Annotated in this window: 8 protein-coding genes; 2 read left to right on the forward strand and 6 right to left on the reverse strand. The window is 35.5% G+C overall.

Going from position 1 to position 12,358, the window contains the following annotated elements; all coding sequences use genetic code 11:
• Positions 1 to 143: 143 nt before the first annotated feature.
• Together YWA_RS0100500 and YWA_RS0100505 are read left to right on the forward strand one after the other, a co-directional pair.
• Positions 144 to 4,796: a choice-of-anchor L domain-containing protein gene (locus YWA_RS0100500; protein WP_022826533.1), complete on the forward strand. Its 4,653-nt coding sequence runs from the start codon at positions 144 to 146 to the stop codon at positions 4,794 to 4,796.
• Between the two features lie 159 nt (positions 4,797 to 4,955).
• The gene (locus YWA_RS0100505) at positions 4,956 to 5,945 is read left to right on the forward strand and encodes an LLM class flavin-dependent oxidoreductase (RefSeq protein WP_022826534.1); all 990 of its coding nucleotides are present in this window, start codon (positions 4,956 to 4,958) and stop codon (positions 5,943 to 5,945) included.
• Between the two features lie 200 nt (positions 5,946 to 6,145).
• Here the strand turns inward: YWA_RS0100505 and YWA_RS0100510 are convergent, their stop codons facing one another.
• The 6 genes from YWA_RS0100510 to YWA_RS0100535 are packed head-to-tail and all read right to left on the reverse strand — an operon-like array spanning position 6,146 to position 12,255.
• Positions 6,146 to 7,513: an NADH-quinone oxidoreductase subunit N gene (locus YWA_RS0100510; protein ID WP_022826535.1), complete on the reverse strand. Its 1,368-nt coding sequence runs from the start codon at positions 7,511 to 7,513 to the stop codon at positions 6,146 to 6,148.
• A gap of 15 nt (positions 7,514 to 7,528) precedes the next feature.
• A complete protein-coding gene (locus tag YWA_RS0100515) occupies positions 7,529 to 8,965 on the reverse strand; it encodes a complex I subunit 4 family protein (protein ID WP_022826536.1) in 1,437 nt (478 codons plus the stop codon).
• 13 nt (positions 8,966 to 8,978) lie between these two features.
• Positions 8,979 to 10,859, reverse strand: coding sequence for an NADH-quinone oxidoreductase subunit L (gene nuoL / locus YWA_RS0100520; RefSeq protein WP_022826537.1), 1,881 nt, complete (start codon positions 10,857 to 10,859; stop codon positions 8,979 to 8,981).
• A 6-nt stretch (positions 10,860 to 10,865) separates the two neighbouring features.
• On the reverse strand, positions 10,866 to 11,186 hold the full coding sequence (gene nuoK / locus YWA_RS0100525) for an NADH-quinone oxidoreductase subunit NuoK (protein WP_022826538.1): 321 nt from the start codon (positions 11,184 to 11,186) through the stop codon (positions 10,866 to 10,868).
• Between the two features lie 2 nt (positions 11,187 to 11,188).
• The gene (locus YWA_RS0100530; protein ID WP_022826539.1) at positions 11,189 to 11,710 is read right to left on the reverse strand and encodes an NADH-quinone oxidoreductase subunit J family protein; all 522 of its coding nucleotides are present in this window, start codon (positions 11,708 to 11,710) and stop codon (positions 11,189 to 11,191) included.
• Positions 11,710 to 12,255, reverse strand: coding sequence for a NuoI/complex I 23 kDa subunit family protein (locus tag YWA_RS0100535; protein WP_022826540.1), 546 nt, complete (start codon positions 12,253 to 12,255; stop codon positions 11,710 to 11,712). Before YWA_RS0100535 ends, YWA_RS0100530 begins: the two co-directional genes overlap by 1 nt.
• Positions 12,256 to 12,358: the final 103 nt, after the last annotated feature.

The raw sequence follows: 12,358 nt of genomic DNA on the forward strand, positions 1-12,358 counted from the left end.
AATCTAAATGGATAATCCTGATCCCGATTGCAGTTTTTGTAATCGGGATTTTTTTGTGCTCCTGTTTTTCAAAGGATTCCTACAAATATTGTTTATTAAGCTGATAATCATTGTATATTTGGCAACTTAAAACCTCGGATTTTATGAAAAAACAATTACTTTTTTCTATTTTGCTTTTATTTATTGGTGTTCAAGTAGGGAATGCAACTTGCAAAAATTCATTTGGAATGGATACACTACTTGTTGATCCTCCTGTAAATGATCAATGTTCTAACGCTATTCCTGTTCCAGTAAATCCAACTTTAGAACTGGTTTCTTCCGTTTCTGGAACAACTCTCGGAGCTACTTATTCAACAATTCTAGGGGGCTGTGCTGTTCCAAATCAAGTCGATGTTTGGTACAGTTTTGTAGCTACCTCAACCATGCAGTTTGTCAAATTTTATAATGTAGTCTATTCTGAGCCCTCACTTTCATTGAGTTATCAATTGTTTTCAGGGAATAATTGTGGAACTACGCCCTCTTTTAGTTGTATTTATGGCGAACAAAATGTGATAAGTAATTTAGTGGTCGGACAAAACTATAAAATACGCGTTTACTATCCCAATCTAATTACTACGGTTACTTTCGATCTCGCTATTTTTAACGTGGATCCGCTGATAAATGATGAATGCAGTAATGCGGTAACGATTCCCGTTAATCAAGGTACAGCCACCGATTTGTTTTTAAACACTACTGATTTAGGAGCGACAGCTTCTCCATATATTGAAAATTGTTATAATGGTCAAATCGACACCTGGTATAGTTTTACAGCTTTAAATTCAGTTCAAATCGTGCGTTTTTTTGATGCAAATAATAATCAAACCAATAAAGTTTTCTCGTTGTTCACGGGTGATACTTGCGGTAGCTTAACGCCTGTAATCTGTAATGCAGAAGGAGTTTTAGAAAATCTTACAGTCGGAACGACCTATACGTTACGACTTTTGAAGAATACCAATAATACGCCAACTCTCTCTACTTTAAAAATTCAAATTAATACTATTGAAGCGCCTTTAAATGACAACTGCGAAAATGCAATTACAGTTGTTGCCAATCCCGATTTACAGAAAAACTTTTTTGTGTCAGGATCGACAGTAGGAGCGACTCCATCAATTACAGATAGCACGGATCGAGATCTGTATTACCGTTTCATAGCAACTTCCACACAGCATTTGATTTATTTTGATAATTTAGCAAATGAATTTCAATACGAACTTTTTGAGGAAAATGCAACGTGCTCCAATTCAGATTTACTATATTATGCTGAAGGATTAGGATCAACTTATCTTGGAAACGTATATTATAACTTCACCGTGGGAAATGCTTATATAATTAGAGTAAAATCAGCACTTGAAGACGTTTCGGCAATTTTTGATCTTTCCATACGAACGCATGAAATTGTACCAAATGGACTTTGTATAAACGCCATCGAAGTACCCGTAAATCCCACAGCATCTTGTGATTTATTTGCTACAGGAATAACACAAGCTGGTTTTTTTGGAGAAGCTCCTTATTACCATCCGAATGATGCCACGTGGTATAAATTTGTGGCCACTTCAAAAACGCATGCTATAAAATTTGAAGATTTGGATGGGGTATTTTTAGAAGCTAACTATGGTGTTATTACTAGTGAAACTGCTTGCGAAGAAAGTCCAAGTGAATCCTATCAGGGAGTATTACAGGGCTATCATAATGATTTGATAATTGGAAATGAATACACCATAAAATTGACGAAGCAAAATTTCGTGGCACCCGTTTCTGGTGTAGTTAAAGTATGTATTACTACCGTTCCGCAACCTGCAAATGACGAATGTGTCAATGCAATACCGCTCCAAGTGAACGCGATAAATCAAACGGACTATTTTGTTAATGCATCTACCTTTGGCGCTACAAATTCAGCGCTAGAAAACACGTGCGGTGGTTTGGCTGATGATGATGTGTGGTTTAGTTTTGTGGCAATCTCGAAGTTTCACACGGTGACACTGTCTAATATTAGTCCTTTAGCCAATAATTTAAAACTTGCAATCTATCAAGGATCGGATTGTGCAACTATGTTTCTAAAGAAATGTGGAACGAGTAATTCAGTTCCATTAAATACGTTAACTATTGGCGAAACCTATAAAATCAGAGTTTACACCGAAAGTTTAGGTGGTAATAATTTTGCCGGTTTTAAAATTGCGGTTACAACGATAGCATTAGCCATAAATGACGAATGTTCCAATGCTATTTTGGTTCCTACAAGTACCATCTCAAATTTGAATGTAACGCAAGTCACTGCAAAAGGCGGTTCTCAATCTAGTGAAGAAAACACATGTAATGCAGCAGCAGCGGATGATGATGTTTGGTATGAATTTGTAGCTACTGAAACGCGGCATTCCATTAATTTCAATTGGACTAGTATTTATCCATTTATGCTAAACTTTTCGGTGTACTCGGGTAATTGTGCTAATTTAACTCAAGTTTTTTGCAGTACATTGGGCGTAAATACCGTTGAAAATTTAGTTGTGGGACAAACCTACAAAATTCGTTTTTGGAGTGGTGGAACTGCTCCATCTAATGCCAACTATAATTTACTTATTTTAAATGAAGATCCTCCATTGGTTGCCAATACCACTCAATTTACGCCGCAGGAATTGGTCTCCGATGTTTTAATAAATAATCCTTGCATTGCCGTTTCGAATATTACATCAAGTACGGGAACAAATTTTGGGTCCGTAAATGGAATCGGATATTTTACAAACACCAATCCGCTATTCCCTATTAGCTCTGGATTGGTTTTATCTACCGGAGATGCGTCAAAAGTAGGAGGGACAAATTTAACGATATTAAGTGACGGAAATGCGTTGCCTTGGAGAAACACCAGCGACAGCGATTTAGAAGCGGCAATTTTGTCCGCTACTGGAACAGAAATAGATACTAAAAATACGACTAAATTGGAATTTGATTTTACAAGTCAAAATGATTTTATGAGTTTCAATTTTCTATTTGCCTCTGAAGAATTTGGTCAATTTCAATGTATTTCTTCAGATGCATTTGCATTTTTACTAACCGATGTAAACACTGGAATTACCCAAAACATTGGTGTTGTTCCCGGAACTACCACGCCAGTATCCGTCATGACGATCAGAAATAATCAAGACAATAGCAGTTGTGCATCTGCAAATCAAGAATTCTTTGGTTATTCGTTCGACAATTCAGCAAGCCCAGGCTTGGGGCTTTTTTCGCCTACAAATCTTAACGGACAAACTGCGTTAATGACGGCTTCGGCGAGTATCATCCCCAATAATCCCTATCATATAAAAATGGTAATTGCTGATGGAGCTGATGCCACTTATGATTCTGCGGTATTTATTCAAGAAGGCAGTTTTACTTCTGGAACGCCTCAATGTTTGGATCGATTGGAATTAATTTCGTTTATCGACACCAATACTAATGGTGTGAAAGACGCGGATGAAGTTGCCTTTGCCAATGGATCATTTGTATATCAACTAAACGATAGTGTCGAAAATGTTGAAGTTGCTTCTTCAAATGGCGTACATACGATTTTCAGTGCAAATCCTTTAGATAGTTATGATGTCTCGTACACTATCCAACCTGAATTTGCCAATTATTATTCTGGAGCAACTTCTTTTGAAAATATAACAGTTCCTGTAGGAAGTGGCACTCAAACTTTATATTTCCCAATCACAGAGATCCAAGGTTTTAGTGATTTATCGGTTACGATTATTCCAATTGGACAGCCCGTTGCTGGTTCCAATTATGCTAATAAAGTAGTGTATCAGAATGTAGGAAACATAGCTGCTTCGGGAGTAATTAATTATGCTAAAGATGCGTCGGTAACCATTTCTACAACTGAAAGCGGAGTAGTTGTGACGCCAACAGGATTTACCTATAATTTTAATAATCTAGCTCCTTTTGAAACGCGTTCTTTTATTATCCAAATGAATCTTTCTGCAGCAAGACAGACGAATGAAGATACTACTTTGTCAAGCAACATCTCCATATTGTCATCGACTGGAGATACAAATTCAAGCAATAATTCTTTTCAAATTTCGCAAGCTGTAGTAAGCGAAGTTAATTTTATTCATAAAACAGAAGCCCACGGAACTAAATTGGACAGCAATACTTTTACACAAGATGATTTTTTATTTTACACCATTTACTTCGAAAACAATGCAACGGTAAGTGTTAACAACATTCGTGTACAAGATCTATTAGATGCTCAATTAGATGAAGAAAGTGTGAGAATGGTAAGTGCAAGTCACAATTACACGATGGAACGAACAGGAAATCAATTGAACTGGAATTTTGATTTCATTTATTTGCCTAGTAATTTAGAAAGTGCTGATTTAAGTAAAGGCTATTTAACTTTCAAGGTCAAGACTAAACCTGGATTTGCAGTTGGTGATGTTATCGAAAATAAGGCACAAATCTATTTCGATTTTAATTCAGCCCTTATTACTAATACGTTTCAAACTAGTTTTGGACCGAATTTAAGTTCCAGTACGTTCAATTTGAATAATTTAGTAGTTTATCCAAATCCAGCTAAAGAACTTGTCAATATTCAACTACAAAACTCGTCGGAAACGTTGAAAACCATAACGATTTACGACATCATCGGAAAATCAATTAAAACAGTTTCTGGTAATGCTTCACAACAATCTTCTATCAATGTTAGCGATTTATCTTCTGGAGTTTACTTGATTGAAATCACCACAGATTCCAATTTAAAACAAACACGTAAGTTCATAGTAAATTAGAAAGTTATAAATCTAAACGGTTAATCCTGATCCCGATTGCAGTTTTTGTAATCGGGATTTTTTATCGTTTTTATTATTAGTAAAATCGCTCTTTTTGTTGTAAAAACCTTTAGCAATCTCTTAAGACACAAACGCACTTTTGTTCATTAATTTTGTAAAATGAAAAATATACCTCTTTCGATATTAGATTTAGTGGTGGTGAAACAAGGTGGAAACGCAACGACAGCGATTGAAGAAACAGTTCGTTTTGCACAGAAAGCGGAAGAATTAGGTTTCGAGCGTTTTTGGATGTCGGAACACCATAATATGTCAAACATCGCGAGTGCTGCAACTTCAGTTTTAATTGGACATGTTGCGGGAAAAACTAAAAGTATTCGTGTGGGTTCTGGCGGAATTATGTTGCCTAATCACAGTCCGCTTGTGATTGCGGAACAATTTGGAACATTAGAAACACTTTATCCCAACAGAATAGATTTGGGTTTAGGACGCGCTCCTGGAACAGATCAAAATACAGCGATGGCTTTACGCCGAAATGCAAAAGATGTTTCGATGTCTTTTCCTTCAGATGTGAAACAATTGCAAACTTATTTCAACTCTGAAAACAGTACAGCTGCCGTTCGGGCGTTTCCTGCTGAAGGATTGGATATTCCACTTTGGATTTTGGGTTCAAGTACCGACAGCGCTTATTTAGCTGCTCAAATGGGATTGCCTTATGCTTTTGCCGCTCATTTTGCACCTGCTCAATTCCGACCTGCGATTGCCATTTACAGAAACAACTTCCGACCTTCAAAACAATTAGTAAAACCTCATGTCATGGCTTGTGTGAATGTTATCGGTGGCGAAACGAATGACGAAGCAAATTTTAACGCGACAAGTTTAATAAATATGTTTACAGGAATCGTAACTAACGCGAGAGTTCCTTTACAACCTGCTGGAGAATTACGTGAATCCTATCAGATTCCAGAAGTCCGAGCGATGGTGGAAAATATGTTGGCTTGCACTTTTATTGGCGACAAAGAAAGGTTGCATGAAAATTTAGGTGGTTTTATTGAAGACACTAAAATCGACGAATTGATGGTTACGAATTATTTCTATGATGAGGTAGCAAAGATGAGGTCGTTGGAAATTTTGAAGGAAGCGTTGCAATAATTTCTAGGAAAGTTTCTCGGAATCTATTTCAAAATATTTTGTCTCGCAAAGACGCAAAGCTTGCGTTGTTTCACTTTGCGTCTTGGCGCCTTTTCGAGAGTAATAAAATTAGCGAGTAAAACAACTTCTACGATTTCAAATATACAACCATAAAAAAAGCCATTCTCTCGAATGGCTTTTACTTTATATATAATTTAATCTTACATCAAATCCATAATCAAAGAAGGAAAGAAACCTATCGCAATATTCAATAAAATCGCAATTACAGCAACTGCATAATATAAAACCGGGGTTCCAGTTCGTTCTTCATTTGGTTCTTTACCGTACATCGCTAAAATCAATTTGAAGTAATATCCAATACTAATTATTGAGTTGATTACCGCAATGATTACCAAGAATAAGTAACCTGCTGAAATAGTATCGCTGAATAAAAATAATTTAGCAAAGAATCCAGAGAATATTGGAATTCCACCCATAGAAAGTAAAGCTCCAGTTAATACTGCCGCAAGAACAGGATTAGTTTTTCCTAAACCGTGGAAGTTTACAATATCTTCGTTCTCATTTTTACCACAAACGTAAAGGATTACGGCAAAAGCTGCAATTCCAGCTAATGAATAAGCAGTAGCGTAATATAATAAAGTTCCTGCTGCAGTGCTTAATGATAGCAACGTCATTAACATAAATCCAGCATGTGAAATTCCAGAGAAAGCCAACATACGTTTTACGTTAACTTGGCGTAATGCCATGATATTTCCAACAGTCATTGAAGCAATTGATAATACTACAATTATCATTTGGAACGCGTAAGACATTTCTGCATTTAAGACTACAAGTAATTTGAAAAGAGTTGCCATTGCTACCACTTTTACTAAAGTACTCATCGTTGCTGTAGTTAATGTTGGCGAACCTTCATAAACATCAGGAGCCCAAAAGTGGAAAGGAACCGCTGCAACTTTAAACAACATTCCAATCACAATCATAATCACACCTATGAAAAACCAAGCCGGTAATTCAGCAGAACGAGATAATGAAGCGATTTCTGCAACATCAAAACTTCCCATTGCTCCGTAAACCAAACAGATTCCGAATAAGATAATTCCAGAGGCAAAAGCACCCATTAAGAAGTATTTCATTCCAGCTTCGTTACTTCGAATGCTCAATCGTTCACTCGCCGCCATCACATACAATCCGATAGATAAAATTTCGATTCCCAAGAAGTACATCGCTAAATTTCCAAATGAAACCATTGCAATTGCTCCAGCTAAAATGAAAAGTTTGATTGAAATAAAATCTGATATTTTTGTAGGATGATTACTGTAAAAATTATGACTCATCGCCACAATAAATGTGGTCAAAACGATGAATAAACTTGAAAAAGTTACAGAAAAGTTATTCACCACAATCATATTGTTGTAGTAAGAAGCTTCCGTTCCGTACTCCGACATTGTTAGACCTAAAGTGGCTAATAAACCAATAATCGTTACGGGAATAATTCCTTTTCTTAAATTGAAAATTTCAAATATAAGGCATAAAACCCCTAAACCTGTAATTGCTATTAATGTTGTCATTTTTGAATTTAAGGATTATCGATTTATTTGTAATAAAATTGTTTCTAAAGAAGGAGTAATCAAATCAGTCAATGGTTTTGGATAGAATCCGAAAAACATAATTAGACCTATAATTGATACCAATACTAATCCTTCGCTAAAAGTCACGTCTTTGAAAATTTTAGTATTTGTTTCACCTAACATAGAATGTTGGTACAATTTCAACATATAGTAAGCGCCTAAAATAATAGTCATTCCACCAATGATTGCAAACCACATATCCACTTGGAACAAACCGTACAATACTGTGAATTCTCCAATAAAGTTGAAAGTTGATGGAAGTGAGATGGAAGCAAAAACTAAAATCATGAACATCGACGCGAATGCCGGTGCTTGAATTCTAATTCCACCCATCTCCGAAATTATTCTTGTGTCTAATCTTCTGTAGATGATTTCAGCAGCAAAGAATAAACCTACTACTACAAACCCGTGTGCCATCATTTGCAAAACTGCTCCACGAAATCCATCAAGATTCAATGCATACGTTCCCGCTGCAATTAATCCAACGTGTGCCAATGAAGAATAAGCCAATAATTTCTTGATGTCTTTTTGGCGCAAAGCCACAATTGAACCGTAAATAACACCTGCAATTCCTAATCCGATGAATATGTTCATGTATTCTTTCGCAGCCATTGGAGCGATTGGCAATTGCCAACGAATTACACTGTACAATCCCATTTTTAACATTATACCTGATAAAAGCATGGTTCCAACAGTTGGTGCTTTTTGGTATACGTTCGCTTGCCAAGTATGGAAAGGTATCAATGGAATTTTCACTGCATAAGCAAAGAAGAATGCCAAGAAAATCCATAATTGTTCGTCTGCAGAAAGGTCTAAATTATATAAAGCTTCAAGTTGGAAACTTCCCGCTTTACCATAAAGATAAATGAAAGCTGTTAACATGAACAATGAACCTGCTAATGTATAAATGAAGAATTTTACAACAGCTTTTTTGCGTTCTTCTGCGTCTCCGTTACCCCAAATTAAAGCGATAAAGTAAATTGGAATCAAAGCCAATTCCCAGAAGATGTAATATAAAAGTCCATCTGAAGCCAAGAATGTTCCTGCCATAGCAAACGACATGAATAGAATTAAAGCGTAGAAATTTTTAGCATTTTTAACTTCATTTCCAAAAGAGGAAAGAATAATGATTGGTGTCAAAATTCCGTTTAACAACAACATTGCAAAAGCTAAACCGTCTGCTTTTAATGAAAAAGAAATAACAGGTTTTGTAATCCAAGCCATCGTAACGTCAAGATTTTGTCCTGCATTAAAAAGGCTTAATAAGTAAAGTGTAAACCCTAAAGAAACCAATCCGAAGAACAAAGCGACTTTTGAAGCCATTTTGTCTCCCGCTAAAAAGGTAACTAAAGCGCCAACTAAAAGTATAATTAATAAGAAAGATATATCCATTATTCGAAAATTATTAAACTATAAATAAGTAGGTGATGATTGCACAAAATCCAATGACAAACATAAATAAGTAGAAACCGATACTTCCATTTTGTAATTTCTTACCTTGAAAGCTCAACTCGTTTGCTGCTTTTCCAAAACCAAATACAAAAGCAGATAAACCCACTTCTACGTAATCTCTGAAGAAATTGGACCATCCATTAATTGAATTGACAATTACTTTATCATAAATTTCATCAACATAATACTTATTATACAATACTTTACTCATTCCAGTAAACGTTGCATCTGCTCCAGGAACTTGATTTTGTTTGATGTATTTTGCATAAGCAAAACCAATACCTACCAAAGCACCAACAGTTGCAATTGCCATCAAGATATACTCGGTTTGACCTAAAGCGTGAGCGATGTGTTCTTTGTTTGGGAAAAATGGAGCTAAATAATGATTCAACCAAGAATTTCCAGGCAAACTAATCAATCCACCAACTGTAGCAAGAATTGCTAAAATAATTAAAGGAAAAGTAATTAAAGCCGGACTTTCATGTAAGTATTTTTTCTGCTCTTCTGTTCCTCTGAAATCATTGAAGAAAGTCAAGAACATTAAACGGAACATATAGAATGCTGTAAATATAGACGCTAATGAACCAATAACCCATAAAACAGGATTACCGTGAAATGCAGTCATTAAAATTTCATCTTTTGACCAGAAACCTGCTAATGGAAAAATTCCTGAAATCGCTAAACTTGATAACAACATTGTGATAAATGTAATTGGCATTGCTTTACGCAAACCACCCATTTTACGCATATCTTGTTCGTTATGCAAAGCGTGAATTACTGAACCTGAACCCAAGAACAAACAAGCTTTAAAGAAAGCGTGTGTGATTACGTGGAAAACAGCTACTTCATAAGCACCCATTCCTAAAGCTAAAAACATCAATCCCAACTGCGAAACAGTAGAGTAGGCAAGGACTTTTTTAATATCAGTTTGCACTAAAGCAATTGTCGCAGCAACTAAAGAAGTAATTGCACCAATAACCGCAATCGCCTCTTGAACTAAAGGAGCTAAATCAAACAAGAAATACAAACGTGTAATCATAAAAATACCAGCTGTTACCATTGTTGCCGCGTGAATTAACGCAGAAACCGGAGTTGGTCCCGCCATTGCATCAGGCAACCAAGTATATAATGGAATTTGTGCTGATTTTCCAGCTGCTCCAATAAATAAAGCAATTGCTGCAATCGTAATCCACATTTCATTATTCATTGTTCCTTCTAAAACGATTGTTTTCAATTCAGCAAAATCAATGGTTTTGAATACAAATCCAACTATGAAAATTCCAACAAGCAAACCTAAATCACCAATACGGTTCATGATAAACGCTTTCTTCGCTGCATCATTGAAATCTTGGTTTTTATACCAGAATCCAATTAATAAGTACGAACAAAGTCCAACGCCTTCCCAACCAATAAACATGATAAGTAAGTTACTTCCTATAACTAGTGAAATCATAAAGAACACAAACAAGTTCAAATAAGCAAAGAACTTATGCATATTCTCGTCGTCGTGCATATAACTAATCGAATACAAGTGAATCAAAGCACCAATTCCTGTTACAAACATCAGCCATAACAATGATAAATGATCTAACAAAAATCCAAAGTCCACTTTGAAATTACTAATCGCAATCCAGTCAAATAATTTAACCTGAATTGCTTGATTCGTTTCTGTAATATTTAAAAAGAAATAAAGTGTTACCGCAAAAGAAACGATAACCGTAAGGGTTCCTATTGCTCCTGAAAGTGTTTTACCCAATTGTTTTCCGAAGAAAATATTAAGTAAAAACCCAAAAAGAGGTGCTAATATTAAAACTAAAGCTAAAGTAGTATCCATTGAAAATTATCCTTTTAAGTTTTTTAAATTAGCCACATCAATCGAACCGATATTTCGGAAAACAGCCACTAAAATCGCTAATCCTACCGCAACTTCTGCTGCTGCAACTGCCATCGAAAAGAAAACGAACACTTGTCCGTTCGCATCTTGGTGATAAGTTGAAAAAGCAACAAACAATAAATTCACGGCATTCAACATGATTTCTATTGACATAAAAACGATGATGGCATTTCGTCTATACAACACTCCAAATACTCCAATAGAAAAAAGGATTACTGAAAGGAAAATATAATTTTCTATACCAATTTGGTTTAAAACATTATCCATAATTATTTAGCTGAATTTTCTTTTTTAGACAATAAGACCGCACCAATCATTGCTACAAGTAACAATACCGAAGCAAATTCGAAAGCAACCATAAAACCATTTTCATGGTCTAATAATACTTTACCCAATACTTTTATAGATTGATAATCTTCTCCTGTTGTATCGTATTCGCCTACAATTGGTTTTGTTTGCAAGAAAATAGTAATCAAAACCGAAACCGTTATAAAAAAAGAAACCACCGCTCCTAAACGTGTAATTCTCGGTTTGTGCACTTCGTCTTCTTTGTTCAAATTCATCAACATTAAAGTAAACAACATCAAAATCATAATCGCTCCCGAATATACAATGATGTGTACGAATGCTAAAAACTGTGCGTTAAATAATAAGTAATGACCAGCAATTGAGAAAAAACAAATCACCAAGTAAATCGCACTATGAATTGGATTTCTGCTAAAAACAGTCATAAAAGCAGAAGACAAAGTCACTGCTGATAATATAATAAAAATTAAAAGTACTGATGACATTAGTTTGCGTTTTTTAATTTACCATTTGCAATAGCAGCTTCAAGCGGCATTACCAACTTATCTTTTCCGTAAATAAATTCCTCTCTGTCGTAACTTGCAGGAACTAAAACTTTCGATTTTGTCAAGTAAATAGCTTCCTTCGGACATGCTTCTTCACACAATCCACAGAAAATACAACGCAACATATTGATTTCATAAATCGAAGCATATTTTTCCTCACGGTATAAATGCAATTCGTCTTTTGTACGTTCTTCCGCCTTCATCGTAATTGCTTCTGCAGGACAAGATAAAGCACACAATCCACAAGCCGTACAACGTTCGCGACCTTCATCATCACGCATCAACATGTGTTGACCACGATAAACGTCACTTCGCGAGCGAACTTCTTCCGGATACTTAATCGTAACTTTTCTAGTAAATAAATGGCTAATCGTAATGACCAAACCTTTAATAATTGCCACAAGGTACAAGCTCTCCCAAAAAGTCATCTTTTTGTTCGAAACCTCTTTTTTGCTTCCCGACAATGATATCGTTTCTATTGACATATCGTAATTAATTTCTTTTTTTATAAGGAGCGAATCGTCCTCTTGTATTTGGTTTCCCTATTCCCGCTTTCCGCTTCAATCTTTATTTTTTTAAAGAAAAAAA

The sequence above is a fragment of the Flavobacterium antarcticum DSM 19726 genome (assembly GCF_000419685.1).
Classification (GTDB): Bacteria; Bacteroidota; Bacteroidia; order Flavobacteriales; family Flavobacteriaceae; genus Flavobacterium; species Flavobacterium antarcticum.

Coding starts and splice junctions, on each gene's coding strand:
- YWA_RS0100500 (WP_022826533.1), top strand. CDS start 144: ATGAAAAAACAATTACTTTTTTCTATTTTGCTTTTATTTATTGGTGTT.
- YWA_RS0100505 (WP_022826534.1), top strand. CDS start 4,956: ATGAAAAATATACCTCTTTCGATATTAGATTTAGTGGTGGTGAAACAA.
- YWA_RS0100510 (WP_022826535.1), bottom strand. CDS start 7,513: ATGACAACATTAATAGCAATTACAGGTTTAGGGGTTTTATGCCTTATA.
- YWA_RS0100515 (WP_022826536.1), bottom strand. CDS start 8,965: ATGGATATATCTTTCTTATTAATTATACTTTTAGTTGGCGCTTTAGTT.
- nuoL (WP_022826537.1), bottom strand. CDS start 10,859: ATGGATACTACTTTAGCTTTAGTTTTAATATTAGCACCTCTTTTTGGG.
- nuoK (WP_022826538.1), bottom strand. CDS start 11,186: ATGGATAATGTTTTAAACCAAATTGGTATAGAAAATTATATTTTCCTT.
- YWA_RS0100530 (WP_022826539.1), bottom strand. CDS start 11,710: ATGTCATCAGTACTTTTAATTTTTATTATATTATCAGCAGTGACTTTG.
- YWA_RS0100535 (WP_022826540.1), bottom strand. CDS start 12,255: ATGTCAATAGAAACGATATCATTGTCGGGAAGCAAAAAAGAGGTTTCG.